We start from the raw sequence: 19,614 nt of genomic DNA, 5'->3' as shown, positions 1-19,614 counted from the left end.
TTAATTTGTTGCTATTGGTGTATAATTATTATATAAACTATATGTAAATCAAGAACATTTATAAATAAGTATATAGCAAATATCTTACTATTCCTTTATACTTACATTAGTAGTCTAAAATATAGACAAGGTATTTAATTTTCCCGAAAACATTGTAAAAAAGGACATATATTATTCGACATAATTTTATTTTACAGGAGGAATTTTATGGAATTTAAAACAGAGATTACTAACAGGAAAGCACTGAGTGTTTTTCTTGCGGGAACTTTGGTTATGACAGAATTATTTTTTTTAGTACCAAATACAAAAACCTACGCTGAAAACGCTAAAACTAAAACCTTGACGGTTGTTCCTCCTAAGGGAGCAGTTATACCTATAAAGCCTTCAGAAAAACTAGGTGAATTTGTAGTTGCGAAACTAGATGACATGAATATCATTACTATAGAAACGAATTTAATTTTATCAGTTACCTCAGATATTAGCTATGGAATTACAGTAAAAGAAAATGGTAATATTATAAAAATAAAGAAGGTAACCAGTAGCAATAAATTGGATTCTACAAAAACATTTGCAACAATTGAACTTAGTGAAAATGTAAAATTAGGTAGCAAACTTACTATTCTAAAAGATGGCTTCAAAGAAAAAGAAGTAGTTATGGGAGATGTATTAGGTAGCGCAAACTTTGAAAAATTGTTTTATTATGAAGGAAATGATTTAGGTAATACTTATAGTGTAAATAAAACAAGCTTTAAAGTATGGTCACCAACAGCTACAGAGGTAAGTCTTGTAAGTTATAAAAATTGGAATGATAAAATTGGTGTTGAATTAGCAATGAAAAAGGGAGAAAAAGGGACTTGGACTTTTGACTTTCAAGGAGATCAAAAGGGTACTTTTTATACTTATAAGGTTAAATTTGGAGAGGTTTTAAATGAAGTTGTAGATCCATATGCACGTGCGGTATCTGTCAACGGAGATAGGGCTGCTATAATAGACTTAAAAGAAACAAATCCTAATGTGTGGAAGTTAGGAGAAAAACCCAATTTTATAAATATGAATGATGCAATTATATATGAACTACATGTTAGAGACTTTTCCATAGATGAGAATAGTGGAATGGTAAACAAAGGAAAGTTTTTAGCTTTTACTGAAACAGTATCAAAAGGTAGTGATGGAAAACCTACAGGTATTGATTATATAAAAAATCTGGGAGTAACACATGTTCAGCTTTTGCCAATAATGGACTACGCAAGTGTTGATGAGACTTCAATCAAACCTCAATTTAGTTGGGGTTATGACACTAAAAATTATAATGTTCCTGAAGGAAGTTATTCAACAGACGCTTATAATCCTAACTCTAGAATTAAAGAATTAAAGCAAGCGGTGCAATCATTTCATAATAGTGGTTTAAGGGTAATCATGGATGTATCTTACAGTAATATATATAGTAATGCCAATTCAAACTTAAACAAATTAGTACCTGGATATTTCTTTAGGGATAGCAAAAATGCTGCAAATTCTAGTGAAAAAGGAGCTGTCATAACATCAGAAAATGCAATGACAAGGAAGTTTATTGTAGATTCAGTTATGTATTGGGCGAAAGAATATAATTTAGATGGATTTAGATTCAATTTAATGGGAGAACTTGATGTAAAAACAATGAACGAGATTAGGAAAAAAACAAGTAGCCTAGACCCATCTATACTAATTATTGGAGAGGAATTGAATTCACAATCTTCTAAGGCAGAGGATACCAAGGCATCACAAAATAATGCAAGTAAGATGCCTGGAATAACACATTTTAACCATATAACTAGAGATGGAATAAAGGGTGAGATATTTCATGTAAAATCAAAGGGGTTTGTTAATGGTAAAGTTCAAAGTGAGATAGATATAAAAAAAGGAATAGTTGGGGGAATAGAATATTCAAGCGATATAAAAACTTGGGGAAAGATAGAACCGGTGCAGTCCATTAATTATGCGGAAGATCACAGTAACAACACATTATGGGATAAACTCCTCATAGCAAACCCTAAGGACAATGAAGCAACAAGAACAAAGATGCATAGGATAGCAGATGCTATTGTGCTTACATCCCAAGGAATTCCATTCTTTCAAGCGGGTCAGGAATTTTTGAGAACCAAAGGCGGTAATGCTAACTCATATAAGTCTCCAGATAGTGTAAATATGATTGATTGGACTAGAAAGTCTCAAAATACAGATACAGTCGATTATTTTAAAGGACTTATAGAACTTAGAAAAGCACATCCTGCATTTAGGATGACTTCAGCAGATATGATTACAAAGAACTTAAATTTTTTAGTTGTTCCTGAAAATGTTGTGGCTTATGAAATGAATTATAATGCAAATATGGATAGCTGGGACAACATTGTAGTTGCTTTCAATGCAAATAAGGAAGACAAAATTATTAAATTATCTAAAAAAGGTACGTGGAATATTGTAGTTAATGGAGAAAAGGCAGGGGTTGAAACTATTAAGCAATTCAAAGGTGGTTCATTATTAGTACCTGCGTTAAGTTCTATGGTAATATATCATGAAACAACAAACATATTTGCAACATTACCTTTTTGGCTTTATACTATGTTAATTTTATGTGGAATTACTTGCATAATATTATTCTTGAAAGATAGAAAGAAAGCTTAGAATTTAATCGGAGTACATATAACTATAATTTAATTTGGGAAGGGGATATTAATTATGGATTACAAAGAATACGGAAAAACTGGAAAGAAACTGTCTGTAATTGGCTTTGGTGGTATGAGATTTAGAAAAGAAGACTATGAAAGATCACTTTATGAGTCAGCAAAGGTAGCAATTAGGGCAAATGAGTTGGGTATTAATTACTTTGACACAGCTCCTGCTTATTGTGACGATAAAAGCGAAGAAATAATGGGCGAAGCATTTAAATATATGAAAAATCCTTTTTATGTATCTACTAAAAGTAATATTTCTAGTGAAAAGGATGCTAGTGCAGTTAGAAAAAGAATAGACCTTTCTTTAAAAAGACTTGGAGTTGAAAAAATAAATTTTTTACACATGTGGTGCATACTAAATTTAGATCAATACAGAAGAATAATGGCTCCTGGTGGTCCGTATGAAGGTGCACTCAGGGCAAAAGAAGAGGGGCTTATAGAACATATAGTTTTTTCCACACATTGTAATGGGGATGAAATTGAAACTATAGTTAAGGAAGGTCATTTTGAAGGGGTAACCCTTGGCTACAATGCAACAAACTTTGCATTTAGGCAAAAGGGAATAAGGTCAGCATATGAAAATGGTTTGGGAGTAGTTACCATGAATCCTTTAGGCGGTGGAATTATTCCGCAAAATCCTGATTTTTATTCTTTTATAAAGGAAAACAAAGAAGATACTCTTGTACAAGCTGCATTAAAGTTTAATGCTTCACATAAAGAAATTACCGTAACTCTGGCTGGAATGGGCTCAATAGCTGAGGTGGAGGAAAATGTTAAAGCAGGTGAAAACATTGGTGAGATGACTGACGAAAAACTAAGTCGATTCTCAGCAAAAATAAGTTCTTCTTTGGATACGCTTTGTACAGGATGCCAATATTGCGTTGGTTGCCCTAAAGATATCCAAATACCTAAATTCATGGATGCTTATAATATGTATATGCTTTCCAATAACAAAGATCGTATATCAGGTAGACTAAAAGGGCATTGGGGTCTAGATGCTAAAGGTGCTGCAGAGTGTATTGCATGTGGGATATGCGAGAAAAAGTGCACCCAACATCTTCCAATAATTGAAAGATTAAAATACGTATCAAATTTAAGATAGAATATTAATATAGTAAGTATATAATAATTCGGAAAGGTTGTGTTTAAATGTTTCAACTACCACAGAATGAGCAGAAGTATTTATACACAACTAATTATTCTAAGGATGAAGAAAGCTTGTGCAAAATGGAAATGAAGTGCTTGTTTAGCAAAACACTTGATGGAAAACACTTGATTTCTGATATTTATGTGGATCCTTCGAGAAGTCCTTTTATAAAAAAATGTATATCAATAATGTATACTGGTGAAACAATGCAGGAAATTGTTGATCAAATAGTTATTAACAAACTTACTGGTATAAAATATAAGGTTGCTTATATTAACGCTGCTGATGAAAACATGGGTTTTCGAGAGGGTCGTAACATTGAATTCGAAATTGGCTATAATATACTTGGTGAAGCTGAAATGAAAAACCCAAGTATTATTTTCGGTATAACAAGAATAGCAAATAAGTGGATATTTGGTGAATGTGAAAGCAATGATTCAGATTGGCTATTGCGGAAAGTAAAACCATTTTCTTATTCTAATGCCCTAAAGGTGAATGTTTCAAGAGCTTTAGTTAATATAGCTGTGGGCAACAATATGGATTGTAGTGTTATCGATCCCTGCTGTGGTATTGGAACGGTTATCATTGAAGCAATCTCTATGAAAATAAATATAAAAGGATATGAGCTGAATTCCTACATAGCAGAAAATGCCAAGGCAAACCTTAGATATTTTGGATTTGAGGATGTAATAACTATTGGTGACATGCATGATATTGAGGAAAGGTTTGATGTAGCTATTGTCGATCTTCCATATGGCATTTTTACTAAGATTACCACCGAGGAGCAACTAGCTATTATAAGCACCACTCGCAGAATAGCAGATAGAATGGTAATCATTACATTTGAAGATATGGAACAACAAATTAGTTCTTTTGGGTTCAACATAGATGACAGGTGTACCGTGTCCAAAGGGACGTTTGAAAGAAATATATTTATTTGTAGTTAATTATTCTTAAAAATAATAAAAAAGATAACAGAGTGTTTTTAGACTTTCGTTTGCAAAAGTTAAAAACACTCTGTTTTTTTATTTTGTTTTTACCTACCATAGCACTAACATGGTTTTTATTGAAAGAATAGCTAGCTTTAATGAAAAAAACTATATAATTATTTTTTAGGTTCTTCTTCTTCCAAAAATAACATCCATTATGAATACTATTGCAGCTACTACAAGTAATATATGGATCATACCGCCACCAATTCTAAATATTAGACCTAACGCCCAAAATAGAACCACTATTCCACCTATCCAACGTAAAAACCCCATATAAAACACTTCCTTTCGCATATATATTTATTTTATAAGTCTCTTTAAATATTATATTGACCTAAAATTAACTATAATATGCAAAGTGGTTTAATTGAATGTCTTGATAGAATATTTCTTATCTAAAAAGATATAAAATTAGACTAGAGATTAAATCATCACCTGCGGTGCTGCAATATTAACGACTTCAGAAGGAAATTTAGACTCCCACCGAAGTTTTTTTTGCTATAGCATGTAACTCCCACTTATAGAAGTGGGAGGCTTCCCTTCTGAAATGTCGTTAAAATAATGCCGTATAAATATTTACCCTATGGAAAATCTAATAATAGAAAGGGGTTTTTCATATGAGTAATAAACTTAAAACCAAAAACAAACAAATGGTGTCTTTGGGAATTAGAAAAAATGAGGTAGGTGATTACGAATATATAAATCCAGAAGAAAAAAATAATTCAAAATACAAACCAGTAAAAAAAGAGCCTAATAAATAAGGCTCTTTTCAAATTTATAAATCAAAAATACATATATATGGTATAATTTATTTACATTAATTAAACAGGGGAAACGTAAGAAATGCATAAAGGGGAGAAAAATATGTACATAGGGATTGATTTAGGGGGAACTAATATTGCAGTGGGTATTGTTGATGAGCAGGGAAACATAATTCATGAAAAATCCTGCGCCACAAGGGTAGGAAAAGAGCCTCAAGAGATAGTAGCTGATATGGTAGATCTGATTCTAAGTGTTTTAGAAGAATTCCATATGGCGCTCAAAGAAATAAAAGCAGTAGGGGTAGGTATTCCAGGCTTAGCTGATAACAATGGCTATGTAATAAACTGTGTGAATCTTGGGTGGAAGAATGTACCTTTAAGAGAGCTACTGGAAAGTAAGCTTCACAAACCAATATATATAGATAATGATGCTACAGTGGCTGCACTTGCTGAGTATGAGCGTGGATCTATGAAAAACTGTAAAAGTGGAATAATGCTTACTTTAGGAACAGGTATTGGTGGAGGAATCATTTTAAATGGTGAGGTATATAGTGGGTTTAATGGCGTAGGGTCGGAACTTGGACATATAGTTGTAGGTGAAAACTTTTATACTTGCAATTGTGGAAGAAATGGTTGTTTAGAAACTTTTGCTTCCTCAACTGCTATTATAAAATATACAAAAAAAATAATTGGGGAAATGAATGAAAATACTACTATTATTGATAAAGCAGAAGGTGATTTAAATAATATAAATGCAAAAATAATCTTTGAATGTGCTAAAGAAGGCGATAAAATAGCAAACTTGGCGGTGGATAGATTAGTAAAATACCTGAGTATAGGGATATTTAATATAGTCAACTTTATGGACCCCGAAGTAATAGCCTTAGGTGGTGGTGTGGCTGGTGCGGGTCAATACCTTTTGGATATGGTTATAAATGAAGTAATGCCTAATAGGATTTTTGATAAATTGCCTATGGGACGAATTGTCTTAGCAGAGTTAGGCAATGAAGCAGGCATAATCGGTGCGGCAATGATTGCAAAACATGGAATTATGAAGTAACCTAGCACACATTTGTTTTAATTATTGGCATATCAGGATATAATACTATTAACTAGCTTATTATTGGCAATGACTGGTTAATTACGCTATATTTATAAAAAAATTACAATAACTAAAATAATAATTTTAGAAGAAGAAAGGTGATGTTAATATGAGCAAAATAGCACTTATTACGGATAGTACTTCTGACGTTGATAATGAAATGATTGAAAAGTATGACTTAAAAGTACTTCCTCTAAGAATAATATATAAGGATAGAGAGTACATTGACAGAGTAACTATTACCCCAAAAGAGGTATATGATAATTTTGCTCAGGAAATCCCTTCAACTTCACTGCCTTCAATGAAGGATATGGAAGATTTATATTTAAGGCTTGAAGAGGAAGGATATACTCATGTAGTAGCAGTAGTAATATCTGCAGGTTTATCAGGTACATATAACACATTGAGATTGGTAAGTGAAAATCATCCATCTATTAAAAGCTGCATTTTTGATTCTAAATCTTTAACCATTGGTGAAGCTGCAATTGTTGAGGAATGTGGTGAAATGATAAAACATCACAAGAGTTATGAGGAAATTGTAAAAGCTCTTCCAGAAATACAAAGCAGGATTACTGTTTATTATGCAGTGGATACACTTAAATATTTGATCAAAGGTGGTAGAATTGGAAAGGTTTCTGGTACTATATGTGAAATATTAAACCTAAAGCCAATAATTTCAATTACTAAAGATGGTGTGTACTACACTTATGCAAAGGCAAAAGGCAAAAAGAAAGCAATAAGCAAACTTGTAGAAATAGCTAGGGATGCACTTGAAGCTACCCCTTGCAAAATCTGGGTCATGCATGGTGGAGCTTACGAAGAAGTAAAAAAGTTCTCTGATGAAATTGCTGCTCTTCCAAACATTACAAGATTATCTTTTGGAGAAATAAGTCCTGTAGCCGGAGTTCATACAGGCCCCGGATTACTTGGAATTATCATAATGAAAGATTCCACTGCAAAGAATTAAAAAGAATACATTTCAATGAAATCACATAAGGAGTGGCAATAATGAAAATTGAGGATATAATGTCAGGGGATTTTTCTGCATACCCTGAAGAAACACAAATATTTATGGAAGAATACACGCATAATCTACGTGAGATTCTAAAAGAAGAATTAATAAAAGCAGTATCACATGATATGCTTAAGGATATAGATAAAAGCAAAGATTATTTTATAAATGTTTTAACTGATCTATTGGATAATGGATATAAGGGGCTTAATAAAATGTCTACAAAGGCCCTTATTGATACATATTTAGAAAAGAAAAGTGAAGAAGACTTCTTTATGTTATTAGAAAAGGTTAATGATAAAGTCTGATTTTTTAACCTTTTCTAATAATACTTATAATTAAAACATTATATTTACATAAAAAAGAATCCATAAAAACTTGGTGTTTAATGGACTCTTTTTTTATGCTATTCTATTCTTATTTTTAGGGATAAGAATAAGTTAATTACAGCAATGAATGCAGCAATAATAAAAAGTATATTATAAAAAAAATGGAATTCAATAAGATTAGTACTTAATGGAAATCTCTCCTGCTAAAGTTGTATTTTTATTTTGGTTCCAAGTAGCTTCGATTAAAAAGTTTACCTTTAGGCCTGTTTTATAATTAAAGAAAACCTCTTTATCGTATAATACATTATTATCTTCATAAACTATTATATTCCGATTTGCTTTATCTCTGATTACAATTGTCCAAATACCATCTTCAGGCTTAAGTATCTTAGCGGTAACTATTAATCTTGACCAAAAGGTATTGTTTACGCCGGTTTCATAATGACCCTTCCCGTTTTGAATATTTATCTTAAAGTCTTCTTGAATACCGCTACTGGTTGCTGCAGCTTCCTCACACTTAGTGGATTCAATTTCTATATTACTTTTTAACTCTTTCATGAGTATTCTCCTTTCATATTGCTTCCAAACTTTAAAGAAAACAAACTTGAACATTTGAATTTTATGAGAAACTTATTGTAATTTCATTATATGTAAGGAGTGAAAATATGTTCACATATTTAATTTTTTTTATTGATAATAAATATATAATATTAAAGTTGCAGAAATTTATTTTTTACAAAGAATTTAATCGTAAAGAATGCTATAATTGTATTTTGAATTAAATATTCAAATTTAAGATTAAAGCAAAAGAAGGTGTAAGTTATGACTGATAATAAGTATTTACCTATTTGTAAGCAAGATATTTTAGATAGAGGTTGGACAGAGTTAGATTTTATATTAGTTACTGGTGATGCATACGTAGACCACCATAGTTTTGGAACTGCAATTATCTCAAGGGTTCTAGAAAGCAAAGGATATAAAGTAGGGATAATAGCGCAACCTGATTGGAAGGACACAGAGGATTTTAAAAAGCTAGGCAAACCAAGACTAGGATTTTTAGTTAATGCCGGCAATATGGATTCTATGGTTAATCATTATACAGTTAGTAAGAAAATAAGGGAAAAAGATCTGTATTCTCCAGGTTCAAAAATGGGATTAAGACCAGACAGAGCAACAATAGTGTACTGCAATAAAATAAGAGAAGCATATAAAGGCATTCCTATTGTTATTGGAGGCCTAGAAGCAAGTTTAAGGCGTTTTGCACATTATGATTATTGGAGTGATAAGGTGCGTAAGTCCATGTTAATCGATAGTGGCGCAGATTTACTGATATTTGGAATGGGAGAGAAACAAGTTGTTAACATTGCAAATAAATTAAATCAAGGCATTGATATAAAAGAAATTACACAGGAACTTGGTACATGTTACGTTACGGAGGATCTGGAAAGTGTAGGAGACCACATTGAAATAGCATCTTATAAGGAAGTCTGCAATGATAAGAAAAAATATGCAGAAGCTTTTAAGATACAATATGATGAGCAAGACCCTATTAGGGGTGGGATTATAGTACAAAAGCATACTAATAAGTACCTTGTACAGAACAAACCAGAAATGCCTCTTACTAGGGAAGAATTGGACGTTGTTTATGGCCTGCCATATGAGAAAAACTATCATCCTATTTATGAAAGTTTAGGCGGTATACCAGCTATAGAAGAAGTTAAATTCAGCTTAGTTAGTTCAAGGGGATGTTTTGGAAGCTGTGCTTTTTGTGCTATCACCTTTCATCAAGGTAGGATTGTTCAAAGTAGGAGTGAAAATTCAATACTAGAAGAAGCTGCAGACATTACAAATTTTAAAGACTTTAAAGGATATATTCACGATGTAGGTGGGCCAACTGCGAACTTTAGACAACCCGCATGTGACAAACAATTAAAAGTAGGTGCTTGCAAGGATAAGCAATGCTTGCATCCTAGCCCTTGCAAGAATTTAAAGGTTGATCATATGGAATATTTAAAGGTTCTTAGAAAACTTCGAGAATTACCCAAAGTTAAAAGAGTTTTTGTGCGATCTGGGTTAAGATATGATTATATTATGGCAGACAAAGATGATACTTTCTTTAATGAGCTTATCGAGCACCACGTTAGTGGTCAATTGAAAGTAGCACCAGAGCATGTATCTCATAAAGTTTTAAAGTTTATGGGTAAACCAGCAGGAAAAACATATGATAGATTCAGGGAAAAATTTTATAAGGCTACCGAAAAAATAGGAAAGAAGCAATATCTTATTCCTTATTTAATGTCTAGTCACCCAGGCTGTAATATAAGTTCAGCAGTGGAACTAGCAGAGTACCTTAGGGATACAAATTACCAACCTGAGCAAGTACAAGATTTTTATCCAACCCCAGGTACACCATCAACAACAATGTTTTATACGGGACTTGACCCAGAAACACTTCAAGAAGTCCACGTGCCCAAAACTAAACATGAAAAAGCCATGCAAAGAGCTCTTCTTCAATACAAAGATCCTATGAAATATGACTTAGTATATTCTGCTTTATTAGAAGCAAATAGAGAGGATCTCATTGGGTATGGACCTAAATGTTTAATAAAACCACGAGGCAAGAAAAGCAATGATAGTTACAGTAAACCAAGCCCAAAACCTAAGGAAATAAAAGGTAAAAATATAAAAAGTAGCATCAAGGATAAACCTATAGAAAAAAGCTTTAAAAGCAAAAATAAGCCCACAAGTGTGAAAACAAAACCAAGCTTTGGAAGTAGACAAGAGAATAAAAATAAGGCTAAGGCTAAAAAAAGAAAGTAGATATATAATAAATACCTACATCCATATGGATGTAGGTATTTATTATATATCTATTTTAACTATTTTGGTTATACCTTCTTCTTCTATTAGTTCACTTTTACTAAATCCTTTTCTAAAATATCTAATTTGTTTATATTTAACACCAGTCATTTCAAAGTCTAAAACATCAATTCTGTCACCTTTATAAATAACAGCGTCTTTACTACCTTTTAAAAATACTTGTACTTCCATAATTTTATTTATAAGCTACAAAGTAGCCACTCCTTCCTTCTGAAATGTCATTAATCATTATAAGTCTAAATCATAAATTTCGCATAAAGAGTTAACTATTGAAAAGATCAATACTGAAGCTAAATTTGCTGTAACATTATCTTGATCAAATCTTGGTGAAACCTCTGCTATATCAAAACTAATTACTTTTTTAGATTTCAATATATATTTAAGAAACTTTAATACTCTTTCTGGGTCTAGTCCTAGTGGTTGTGATGCACTAACACCGGGTGCAAAAGCTGAAGAAAAAACATCTGAACATATGGTTATATAAACTTTATCTTGAAACCTAATGAAGTCATCTAATCTCTCAAGTACATTCCAATTATCACTATCTACAATATCCTTTGCTAATATATACTCAGCTCCAAGTCTATCTGCTGTTTTAAATAGATCAATAGTGTTACTGTGTTTTTGGACTCCAATGCATAAGTAAGAGTATTCTAGATTATCATCTTTGCACACATCTGCTATTTGTCTAAACATAGTTCCAGAGCTACCGCCATTTGGATAAGGTCTAAGATCAAAGTGAGCATCAAAATTTATTATCCCTATATTGGGACGATTTTCACTTTGTTTTAAATAATTTAATATACCATTATAATGACCAAAAGCTATTTCATGGCCACCACCTAATACAATAGGAAAAAGATTTAAGCTAAGCACCTTTTCTATTGCCTTTGAAAGTAATTCTTGACTTTTTTCTAAAGATATATCCTCACAAAGAATGTTACCGGCATCAAAAAGTTTTACTTCCTGCGTAAACCTACAAGGAAGATTAGCAAGTTCTTTTCTAATACTTTCAGGTCCATTAGCAGCACCAGTTCTACCATTGTTACGCTTAACACCAGCATCACAGCAAAATCCTAAAAAAACAAAGCCTAGTTTGCCTGTAAAAGGACTTAGATTTTCTTCTTTTAAATCAATAATTTCAACCCATTGGTGCCATCTGAAAGCATCAAAATTACTTTCACTATCAATTCTCCCTTGCCAAAATGTTTTATCTGTGGTTTTATAGTTTATATGGAACATTTAGTCCTCCTTATAATTCTCTGTAATATGAAACAATTAGTAATTGTTAAATCCTTATAGAGTTTATTACATGAATAATTCTATTTAAATTATAATGCCATTATTTACATTAATCAAGGTGAAATTATATGTGTTAATAGTAATTAACCATTTCTTTATTTGTGAATATAATAAAATAAAACTAATTTTAATATTTAGTATGATGAAACTTATTAAATAAAGTTAATAATGTGCCAGCTTTTACTGAAAATCGAATATAAATATACTTCTAAAAGGAGAAAAGACAATGAATTGTAAAGAATATTTATTGGATACTAATATAATTATAAAGATTTGGGGTAAATATCCTACATTGCTTGACACTATTGAAAGTATAGAAGGTATAGATTTTAAAATTTCTGAAGATATAGCTGGAGAGTTATCCGTAAAAGAGTATATAAGATTCAATAACGACTTTATACTATCAAACAAGTTTTTAAAGTTATTACCACATATTATCACAAATAAATCTATCGGGACTATTAAAGAATCAATAGAAAGTGATTTTATTAATTATAATGAGAATAAAAATATGTATTTTATTAATGGAGATAAGATATCTATAAATGACTATGGATTAATTAATATTTGTGAAAAAAACAAAGACTATGTTTTGGTTACAGAAGATAAAAGAATAATTAGAAGTGCCAAAGTAATATTAGATTCTTCAAGGATACTAAATTTTCAGCAATTTTTAGATGAGTTAAACGAATTAAAGAATAACCAGTAGTCACACTGGTTATTCTTTCGATAAATAAGTTCTATTTAATGCTTTTCTCTAAGTACTGCTTAAAACTAGAATCCCATAACTCATAAGTTTTAGGATAATAATCTTTAATCACAGATAAGAATTCATCTAGTACACCTAAATTATACAAACCTTTCATTAGGTGTCTTGGATAGTTTACCGTTTTAGAATAATTATTTTTAGGGTCAATTACTGTAATTAAAAAGTTATCTCGTAAGTACAAATCTTTGCATCTAATATCTAGCCTTTTAAAGTTGAGATTTTTAAATTCCTCAATAAGAGATACAATAGTGTGTGCTATTTCGTTACTAAATCCATGTTTTTTAATGTACTTGTCTAAACGCTCTCCACTAGCATAATCTCTTATAATATAGTAAGGACCATGCTCATAAACCTTTGGAAAGAATTTGCTCTTTTTAGTTCGTATAAGAATACTATACTCCTGGGCGCAAACTTTCCTGCTTTTAAAAATCTTAATTATTCTTTTGTTTGGAAGTGAATACACAATCCCATTATGACCAGATCCTAAAAATTCTGATGTTCTAAGTAGACCTTCAACACGACTGCTTAATTGAATATAATAGTCTTTGCCTTCATTCATATTATCATCTTCTTTATAATTATATATATTCTATTATATGATAAAGTTTTGTAAGTATTTCTAAAAAACATCTAAATGATCATATTATATTTTTTAATTAATGATTAAACTATGTAAAAACAGTAATATTAGATTAAATTGGAAGTTTACGAAGTTTAATAAACCTTCAATCCATAATGTTGATTAATGTTATTGTTAATAATATAATGAGCTGAGAGTAAAATAGCTTTAAGTTTAAGAAGTTATTTTTTTAAGGAGCGAGATTTTATAATGGAGAAAATGTTAAAGGAACAAGAGTTCACATACAAAGGAAATGACTTAGGAGCTGTTTATTCAATTCATAACACAACATTTAAGGTTTGGGCACCCACCATGGAAAAGGTTACATTAGTGGTGTATGAAAATTTCAATTACGATAGAGGGCATAAATATTCGATGAATAAAGAAGAAAATGGAATTTGGTCACTAAAGCTTGAGGGTGATTATAAAAATAAATATTACAATTATTTAGTGATTAGTGATGGTAAGGAAAGGGAAACACCAGATATTTATGCTAAAGGAGCAACCGCTAACGGCAAAAAAGGTATGATTATTGATTTTAATTCTATAAATCCTACCAATTGGGAAAATCATAAGAGGCCTGCAGCTATTAATCGAACTGAGGCAGTGATATATGAGATTCATGTACGAGATTTCTCAGCATCAAAGGATTCTGGCATTAAAAACAAAGGAAAGTATTTAGCTTTTACTGAGGAAAATACTACAACAACCGAAGGCATTCCAACAGGACTATATCACCTTAAAGATCTAGGAATTACTCATGTTCATTTACTACCTGTTTTTGATTTTGCAACTGTTGATGAAACTAAGGGTGGATATAACTGGGGATATGATCCTTATTTATATAATGTTCCAGAAGGTTCTTATGCTACAGAAGCACTAGATGGGACTGTACGAATTACAGAGTTTAAGCATATGGTTCAAACTTTACATGAAAATGGCATTAGAGTAATAATGGATGTGGTATATAACCATACCTTTAGCACAGGAAATTCTCCAATGGATATCTTGGTGCCAGGGTATTATTATAGAATGGATGACAAAGGCAATTATGCCAATGGGTCAGGCTGTGGTAATGAAATCGCTTCTGAAAAATCAATGGTGAGAAAGTTTATAGTAGATAGTATTAAGTTTTGGGCTGAGGAATATAAAATTGACGGATTTAGATTTGACCTCATGGCGCTTCATGATATTGACACGATGAAAGAGATAGAGAAACAAGCAAAGAGTATTAATCCAAATATTATTATTTATGGAGAACCCTGGACTGGTGGAGAATCTTCATTACCACCATTTTTGCAGCTAAGAAAGGGAAGCCAAAAGGGAATGCAGATATCTGTATTTAATGATAATTTAAGGAATGCTATAAAAGGGGATAATGATGGCTATCAGCTAGGGTTTGTAAATGGAGGGGAAGGCTACGTTTCAGAAATTAAAAAGGGAATTGTTGGTGCAATCGGATATAATAATGAGATATACGATTTTACCCAAGAACCTGGGGAGGTCATAAACTATGTAAGTTCTCATGATAATTTATGTTTATACGATAAATTTGAAAAAAACAATCAGAAAAATACTCCTTTTGAACGAGAGAAGATGAACAGGCTAGCGTTATCAATAGTGCTAACGTCTTATGGAGTGCCTTTTATTCAAGGTGGAACAGAAATACTTAGGACTAAACAAGGCAATAATAATAGTTATAATTCTGGTGATGCTACAAATGAAATTGATTGGAGTAGAAAATCTAAATACAAAGAAACTTATGAATATATCAAGGGGTTAATAGCCTTAAGAAAAAGCCAAAGGTGTATGGCATTAGATAATGCTGAGGAATTAAGAAATTCTTTGAAATTCCTTGAGGCACCTGGTAACTCTGTAGCCTATGAATTGACGTCTACTTTCAAAGAGGATTACAGTAAATTAATTATAATTCATAACTCTAACAAAGAAGAAATAAAAATAAGTTTACCAGATGATAGTGAGTGGGTGGTACTTGCAAATGAATATGAAGCTAATTTAACAGGTGTAAATAAGGGTTCTAAAACCTTTATAGGTGAGGTAATTATACCTTCACTTTCTACCTATATATTATGCAAACATTAATATACCTAAGTTTGGAGGACAGATAAACAAATGATTTATTTACAAGTATTTTTTTCTTTCTTAATATTTATTTTTGCTAACATTTACATCGGAAAAAAAGGGTGGTTACTTATAAATGGTGCTATTCCGAAGAGCAATAGCTACTTATATTGGGCATTATTTATCTTTATTGCCTTATCTTTTGTAATAGGAAGATTTGCTAAAGATAAAGTTCCACATTTTTTTGAGCGCTTTCTCAATATTTTAGGTGGGTATTGGATGGCAGCATTTTTATATTTTATAATATTACTAGGAATTTTAGATATTGTAAAATTAGTTTTAGGAATTAAAAGATTTTCATTCATTAGCACTAACACATTACAAAGGATATATATTATGTCAAATATCGGAACTGTAATTATTGTAGCTATTTTGCTAGGGTATGGAACATTCAATGCCTTAAACCTTAAAACAACAAAGTATGCTATGAAAATTGATAAGAATGCAGGAAATATAAAAAAGTTAAATGTTGTAATGATTTCAGATTTGCACCTTGGCGATATTGTTAATAAGCAGAGACTTGTAAAGATGGTAAGTAAAATAAATGAATTGAATCCAGATATAGTGATTCTCGCAGGGGATATTATTGATGATTATATTGAGCCTTTTGTAAAACAAGAAATGGCTGTAGAATTCAGAAAAATAAATTCTAAATACGGTATTTATGCAGTGCTTGGAAACCACGAGTATTATGGAGGAGCTATAGACAAGATTGTTTATGAATATAAAAACTCAGCTAACTTTAATTTGCTACGAGATGAAACAATAAAGATAGATAATAGCTTTTACATTGTAGGTAGGGAAGATATATCCTACGAGAGAATTTCTAAAACAAAACGAAAAAGTATAGATGAGCTACTAATTAATACAGAAAAAAGTTTACCAGTTATAATAATTGATCATCAGCCTGTAAATCTTAGTGAAGGGGAAAAGGCAGAGGCTGATGTTCAATTTTCAGGACATACCCATCATGGCCAATTTTCTCCTGCAAGTATTGTAACAAATATGTTGTTTGAGAATGATTTTGGATTACTTAAAAAGGGCACATTTAATGTTGTAGTTTCAAGTGGCGTGGGAACATGGGGCCCGCCTATAAGAATTGGCACTGCTTCAGAAATTGTTCAAGTGGAAATAGAGTTTAAATAGTAAGCAGTAAATAAACCTGCAAATATTAATATTTGCAGGTTTATTTACCGCTTATTTTACATGCCGTTTAAATCAGCATCTGCAATGTTGTTAAACTTAAGGTTCTATCTCAATATAAGCTATTGCCTTTTTATTAAACAAATATTTCTTGCCCATCGAATTAATCTCATGTGGTCTAGAGTTTTCAAAATTATAAAACCAACTTTTAAACGCATCACATTCAGATTGTTTAAAATCAAATAGTTCCTTTTCTCCACCAATAAAAGAAATAGTTAACATTTTATACACTTCCTTTCGAGTACAGAATATTCTGTACCTTAAATATTCTGTACTAAGAAGAAATATCCTCTTTTTATAAATATATATTTATAAAAGTTTCAAATGTTAAATCATCACCTGCGGTGCTGCAATATTAACAACTTTGGAAGCAGATTTAGACTGCCACTTATAGAAGATAGCAGACTTGAAGCTTCCAAAATGTTGTTAAATCTAAATAAATTGATTATTATAACTTTATAGCAATAAATTTACATTGAATTATAAAAAAAGAAACCTTCACTAGATTTGTGGAAGTGATAGATTTGCTTTTTTGATATTAGTCTAAACATTCTAAACATTCATTAATTACATCTTCTGAAATTTCAAATATTTCGTCTCTTTCCATTTAAACAGCTCCTTTCAAGTTTATAAGATAGACAACTAACATTAGTTGTTAGCATCTTTTAGTTAATCTAAGAAAATACTATAACAAATTATGATATGCAATAGCTTTTATCAGTGTGTTACTCATAATAGATTTTATGAAGGAATTCATTAGGAAGTTTTAGAATTAAAAGGATAAGAACTTAAGAATTGGAATTTAAGATTCATGCCTTATTTTTTTAAGTGCTTCAATGATCCTATGGTTATAATATATTAACAAATCAATGTAGATATATTAAATATCTTATTCTGATTGGATAACTTTTTAATTATACAATACTTTAGCTTGAAATGCAATATGTTTTGAATTAAAAAATCAGAGTAACTTTAATTTCAAAGTGTTACTCTAATTTTTAATGTAAATTGCAATTTTATTTTGTTATAATTACTTGAACTCTTCCTACTTGACCATCCTCTAGCATCACTTTTATGCCTCTATGATGTACTGATGAATTGGTTAGCAATCTCTTTACAACACCTCTTGTTAACTTTTCTGTTCTTTGATCTTTTTTTAATACAACATCTACAGTAGAACCTATGGAGATATTGCTTCTTGTTTGGCCTTTATTATCAATTTGTGTATTCATTGGCTTGTGGTCTCCTTTACATAAATAATAAGTATCATAATATTTTTTTAATATATATAAACAATACCCTAATTTTAATTGGGTTGTCAAAATTTTATCTAAAAATTTAAAAAAATTTCATAAGTGAGTGTGCATTTATGCATAAAACATTATTTCCTATAAATATTATATTGAAGTTATTGTGAAATTGATATAAAATGATAGTTAGCAAGAATAATAAGTTGAGTTTAACTGGAGGAAAAATTTATGTCAAGTAATAACATTGAAATGATGAAAAAGATTATTGAAGAAAAGAAAAAGAAAAGTTCTGAGCAAGGTTCAATTTCAAGACCAGATAAAGTTATTGGAAAACAAAGAAAAGCAAGTAGAAGTAGTAAGAAAACTGGCGGTTTATTTGATAAGTAAAAGTATATTCTTTTGTGGAAGTTTTATTCTTTAATATGCTTATACGATAATATCAACATTAATAATGATTAAGATAAAGGAGTCTCATATATTGAGACTCCTTCTTTAAATAGGTTTCACAATATATGTGTATAATAGGTAAAATGCAACTACCATAAATTCTTTTGGGTTATAAAAATAAAATAAAGGTTTCCTTTTGACAATGAAATAGTCATGAACTTAAAGACCATAATTGGTATAATATTGACTATTTTTAAAAAACCATGTATTCTATAATAGAACTATGTGAAAATTATATTTATTATCAGGGGGTATTTTTAATGAAAAAGAATAAATTAATGACACTAATAATTGCTGGTGTAATGACACTATCAGTATTAAGTGGATGCGGTAAAAAGGCAGAACCTACAACTCCAGTGGTAACACCACCAGCAGTTGAAACTCCAGCGCCAGTAGTAACACCACCAGTAGCGGAAACTCCAGCAACACCTGCAACATATACAGCTTCAGCTGATGCATTTGACGGACGTGGTTGGAAAGCTGAATTGACATTAACATATGAAGGTGATAAAATTACTAAAATAGAATATGATGAAGTTAATAAAGATGGTTTGAAAAAGAGTGCTGATGAAGGATATGCTACAGCTATGAAAGCTGATAAAGGGCTTACACCTGCAATTGTTGGTAAAAAATTAGAAGAAACTACTTTAAGCGACGATAAGGTAACAACAGTTTCTGGTGCTACTACTACTTCAACTACTTTTAAAACATTATATGAAAAAGCAAAGGCAATGAAAAAATAAAATAATAATTAAATTTATGAGGGCTTTAGACTTAGGTCTAAAGCCCTTTTATTGTGCGCCCAGCATGGGCGCAATCTAAAGGGTGAAAGTCCCTAGCACGGGTTAATAGTGCCAAGTGCATAGCTTAAGACAAGGGTGTCCATGGTGACGTGGAATCTGAAGGAAGTCGGCGGCAAAACTCTGGTCTGACGAACAGAAACTACAT

Annotated in this window: 20 protein-coding genes; 13 read left to right on the top strand and 7 right to left on the bottom strand. The window is 31.0% G+C overall.

Going from position 1 to position 19,614, the window contains the following annotated elements; all coding sequences use genetic code 11:
* Positions 1 to 207 precede the first annotated feature (207 nt).
* The 3 genes from pulA (LGK97_RS00100) to LGK97_RS00090 are packed head-to-tail and all read left to right on the top strand — an operon-like array spanning position 208 to position 4,805.
* On the top strand, positions 208 to 2,661 hold the full coding sequence (gene pulA, locus LGK97_RS00100) for a type I pullulanase (RefSeq protein ID WP_226257695.1): 2,454 nt from the start codon (positions 208 to 210) through the stop codon (positions 2,659 to 2,661).
* A gap of 54 nt (positions 2,662 to 2,715) precedes the next feature.
* A complete protein-coding gene (locus LGK97_RS00095; RefSeq protein WP_226257694.1) occupies positions 2,716 to 3,813 on the top strand; it encodes an aldo/keto reductase in 1,098 nt (365 codons plus the stop codon).
* 47 nt (positions 3,814 to 3,860) lie between these two features.
* On the top strand, positions 3,861 to 4,805 hold the full coding sequence (locus LGK97_RS00090) for a TRM11 family SAM-dependent methyltransferase (protein WP_226257693.1): 945 nt from the start codon (positions 3,861 to 3,863) through the stop codon (positions 4,803 to 4,805).
* Positions 4,806 to 4,970: 165 nt separating this feature from the next.
* Here the strand turns inward: LGK97_RS00090 and LGK97_RS00085 are convergent, their stop codons facing one another.
* Positions 4,971 to 5,123 carry a lmo0937 family membrane protein gene (locus LGK97_RS00085; protein ID WP_226257692.1) on the bottom strand — a complete coding sequence of 51 codons (153 nt, stop codon included), beginning with the start codon at positions 5,121 to 5,123 and terminating at the stop codon, positions 4,971 to 4,973.
* A 344-nt stretch (positions 5,124 to 5,467) separates the two neighbouring features.
* Here LGK97_RS00085 and LGK97_RS00080 point away from each other — a divergent pair, with 344 nt between their 5' ends.
* The 4 genes from LGK97_RS00080 to LGK97_RS00065 all read left to right on the top strand — a co-directional run bounded on the left by LGK97_RS00080 (position 5,468) and on the right by LGK97_RS00065 (position 8,033).
* Positions 5,468 to 5,611, top strand: a complete 144-nt coding sequence (locus tag LGK97_RS00080) for a hypothetical protein (protein WP_226257691.1) — start codon at positions 5,468 to 5,470, stop codon at positions 5,609 to 5,611.
* 103 nt (positions 5,612 to 5,714) lie between these two features.
* Positions 5,715 to 6,671, top strand: a complete 957-nt coding sequence (locus tag LGK97_RS00075; RefSeq protein ID WP_226257690.1) for an ROK family protein — start codon at positions 5,715 to 5,717, stop codon at positions 6,669 to 6,671.
* Positions 6,672 to 6,822: 151 nt separating this feature from the next.
* The gene (locus LGK97_RS00070) at positions 6,823 to 7,680 is read left to right on the top strand and encodes a DegV family protein (protein ID WP_226257689.1); all 858 of its coding nucleotides are present in this window, start codon (positions 6,823 to 6,825) and stop codon (positions 7,678 to 7,680) included.
* Positions 7,681 to 7,721: 41 nt separating this feature from the next.
* Positions 7,722 to 8,033 carry a hypothetical protein gene (locus tag LGK97_RS00065; protein WP_226257688.1) on the top strand — a complete coding sequence of 104 codons (312 nt, stop codon included), beginning with the start codon at positions 7,722 to 7,724 and terminating at the stop codon, positions 8,031 to 8,033.
* A gap of 198 nt (positions 8,034 to 8,231) precedes the next feature.
* On the opposite strand, the gene LGK97_RS00060 is transcribed toward LGK97_RS00065, so the two are convergent.
* Positions 8,232 to 8,612 carry a hypothetical protein gene (locus LGK97_RS00060; protein WP_226257687.1) on the bottom strand — a complete coding sequence of 127 codons (381 nt, stop codon included), beginning with the start codon at positions 8,610 to 8,612 and terminating at the stop codon, positions 8,232 to 8,234.
* A 264-nt stretch (positions 8,613 to 8,876) separates the two neighbouring features.
* Here LGK97_RS00060 and LGK97_RS00055 point away from each other — a divergent pair, with 264 nt between their 5' ends.
* Positions 8,877 to 10,874 carry a YgiQ family radical SAM protein gene (locus LGK97_RS00055; protein ID WP_226257686.1) on the top strand — a complete coding sequence of 666 codons (1,998 nt, stop codon included), beginning with the start codon at positions 8,877 to 8,879 and terminating at the stop codon, positions 10,872 to 10,874.
* Positions 10,875 to 10,916: 42 nt separating this feature from the next.
* On the opposite strand, the gene LGK97_RS00050 is transcribed toward LGK97_RS00055, so the two are convergent.
* Positions 10,917 to 11,105, bottom strand: coding sequence for a hypothetical protein (locus LGK97_RS00050; protein ID WP_226257685.1), 189 nt, complete (start codon positions 11,103 to 11,105; stop codon positions 10,917 to 10,919).
* Positions 11,106 to 11,162: 57 nt separating this feature from the next.
* Positions 11,163 to 12,176 carry a formimidoylglutamase gene (gene hutG / locus LGK97_RS00045; protein ID WP_226257684.1) on the bottom strand — a complete coding sequence of 338 codons (1,014 nt, stop codon included), beginning with the start codon at positions 12,174 to 12,176 and terminating at the stop codon, positions 11,163 to 11,165.
* Between the two features lie 286 nt (positions 12,177 to 12,462).
* Here hutG and LGK97_RS00040 point away from each other — a divergent pair, with 286 nt between their 5' ends.
* Complete coding sequence (locus LGK97_RS00040) at positions 12,463 to 12,945, top strand: hypothetical protein (protein ID WP_226257683.1); 483 nt, start codon at positions 12,463 to 12,465, stop codon at positions 12,943 to 12,945.
* A 31-nt stretch (positions 12,946 to 12,976) separates the two neighbouring features.
* Here LGK97_RS00040 and LGK97_RS00035 read toward each other — a convergent pair whose 3' ends face one another.
* Complete coding sequence (locus LGK97_RS00035) at positions 12,977 to 13,564, bottom strand: protein kinase (protein WP_226257682.1); 588 nt, start codon at positions 13,562 to 13,564, stop codon at positions 12,977 to 12,979.
* A 270-nt stretch (positions 13,565 to 13,834) separates the two neighbouring features.
* On the opposite strand from LGK97_RS00035, the gene pulA (LGK97_RS00030) reads away from it, so the two are divergent.
* Positions 13,835 to 15,727 carry a type I pullulanase gene (pulA, locus tag LGK97_RS00030; RefSeq protein ID WP_226257681.1) on the top strand — a complete coding sequence of 631 codons (1,893 nt, stop codon included), beginning with the start codon at positions 13,835 to 13,837 and terminating at the stop codon, positions 15,725 to 15,727.
* 30 nt (positions 15,728 to 15,757) lie between these two features.
* Positions 15,758 to 16,912 carry a metallophosphoesterase gene (locus tag LGK97_RS00025; protein WP_226257680.1) on the top strand — a complete coding sequence of 385 codons (1,155 nt, stop codon included), beginning with the start codon at positions 15,758 to 15,760 and terminating at the stop codon, positions 16,910 to 16,912.
* A gap of 96 nt (positions 16,913 to 17,008) precedes the next feature.
* Here LGK97_RS00025 and LGK97_RS00020 read toward each other — a convergent pair whose 3' ends face one another.
* Positions 17,009 to 17,191 (bottom strand): hypothetical protein, encoded by a 183-nt coding sequence (locus LGK97_RS00020; RefSeq protein WP_226257679.1) that lies wholly within the window; start codon positions 17,189 to 17,191, stop codon positions 17,009 to 17,011.
* A gap of 794 nt (positions 17,192 to 17,985) precedes the next feature.
* On the bottom strand, positions 17,986 to 18,201 hold the full coding sequence (locus LGK97_RS00015; RefSeq protein ID WP_226257678.1) for a YwbE family protein: 216 nt from the start codon (positions 18,199 to 18,201) through the stop codon (positions 17,986 to 17,988).
* A 246-nt stretch (positions 18,202 to 18,447) separates the two neighbouring features.
* Here LGK97_RS00015 and LGK97_RS00010 point away from each other — a divergent pair, with 246 nt between their 5' ends.
* A complete protein-coding gene (locus tag LGK97_RS00010) occupies positions 18,448 to 18,606 on the top strand; it encodes a hypothetical protein (RefSeq protein ID WP_226257677.1) in 159 nt (52 codons plus the stop codon).
* 320 nt (positions 18,607 to 18,926) lie between these two features.
* Positions 18,927 to 19,409 (top strand): FMN-binding protein, encoded by a 483-nt coding sequence (locus LGK97_RS00005; protein ID WP_226257676.1) that lies wholly within the window; start codon positions 18,927 to 18,929, stop codon positions 19,407 to 19,409.
* Positions 19,410 to 19,614: the final 205 nt, after the last annotated feature.

Source organism: Clostridium sp. CS001, assembly GCF_020443565.1.
Taxonomy (GTDB): domain Bacteria; phylum Bacillota; class Clostridia; order Clostridiales; family Clostridiaceae; genus Clostridium_AD.
This window is presented reverse-complemented; position numbering and strand designations above follow the sequence as displayed.

Excerpts from the sequence above, each read along its gene's own strand:
- pulA (WP_226257695.1), top strand. The coding sequence starts at position 208 with ATGGAATTTAAAACAGAGATTACTAACAGGAAAGCACTGAGTGTTTTT.
- LGK97_RS00095 (WP_226257694.1), top strand. The coding sequence starts at position 2,716 with ATGGATTACAAAGAATACGGAAAAACTGGAAAGAAACTGTCTGTAATT.
- LGK97_RS00090 (WP_226257693.1), top strand. The coding sequence starts at position 3,861 with ATGTTTCAACTACCACAGAATGAGCAGAAGTATTTATACACAACTAAT.
- LGK97_RS00085 (WP_226257692.1), bottom strand. The coding sequence starts at position 5,123 with ATGGGGTTTTTACGTTGGATAGGTGGAATAGTGGTTCTATTTTGGGCG.
- LGK97_RS00080 (WP_226257691.1), top strand. The coding sequence starts at position 5,468 with ATGAGTAATAAACTTAAAACCAAAAACAAACAAATGGTGTCTTTGGGA.
- LGK97_RS00075 (WP_226257690.1), top strand. The coding sequence starts at position 5,715 with ATGTACATAGGGATTGATTTAGGGGGAACTAATATTGCAGTGGGTATT.
- LGK97_RS00070 (WP_226257689.1), top strand. The coding sequence starts at position 6,823 with ATGAGCAAAATAGCACTTATTACGGATAGTACTTCTGACGTTGATAAT.
- LGK97_RS00065 (WP_226257688.1), top strand. The coding sequence starts at position 7,722 with ATGAAAATTGAGGATATAATGTCAGGGGATTTTTCTGCATACCCTGAA.
- LGK97_RS00060 (WP_226257687.1), bottom strand. The coding sequence starts at position 8,612 with ATGAAAGAGTTAAAAAGTAATATAGAAATTGAATCCACTAAGTGTGAG.
- LGK97_RS00055 (WP_226257686.1), top strand. The coding sequence starts at position 8,877 with ATGACTGATAATAAGTATTTACCTATTTGTAAGCAAGATATTTTAGAT.
- LGK97_RS00050 (WP_226257685.1), bottom strand. The coding sequence starts at position 11,105 with ATGGAAGTACAAGTATTTTTAAAAGGTAGTAAAGACGCTGTTATTTAT.
- hutG (WP_226257684.1), bottom strand. The coding sequence starts at position 12,176 with ATGTTCCATATAAACTATAAAACCACAGATAAAACATTTTGGCAAGGG.
- LGK97_RS00040 (WP_226257683.1), top strand. The coding sequence starts at position 12,463 with ATGAATTGTAAAGAATATTTATTGGATACTAATATAATTATAAAGATT.
- LGK97_RS00035 (WP_226257682.1), bottom strand. The coding sequence starts at position 13,564 with ATGAATGAAGGCAAAGACTATTATATTCAATTAAGCAGTCGTGTTGAA.
- pulA (WP_226257681.1), top strand. The coding sequence starts at position 13,835 with ATGGAGAAAATGTTAAAGGAACAAGAGTTCACATACAAAGGAAATGAC.
- LGK97_RS00025 (WP_226257680.1), top strand. The coding sequence starts at position 15,758 with ATGATTTATTTACAAGTATTTTTTTCTTTCTTAATATTTATTTTTGCT.
- LGK97_RS00020 (WP_226257679.1), bottom strand. The coding sequence starts at position 17,191 with ATGTTAACTATTTCTTTTATTGGTGGAGAAAAGGAACTATTTGATTTT.
- LGK97_RS00015 (WP_226257678.1), bottom strand. The coding sequence starts at position 18,201 with ATGAATACACAAATTGATAATAAAGGCCAAACAAGAAGCAATATCTCC.
- LGK97_RS00010 (WP_226257677.1), top strand. The coding sequence starts at position 18,448 with ATGTCAAGTAATAACATTGAAATGATGAAAAAGATTATTGAAGAAAAG.
- LGK97_RS00005 (WP_226257676.1), top strand. The coding sequence starts at position 18,927 with ATGAAAAAGAATAAATTAATGACACTAATAATTGCTGGTGTAATGACA.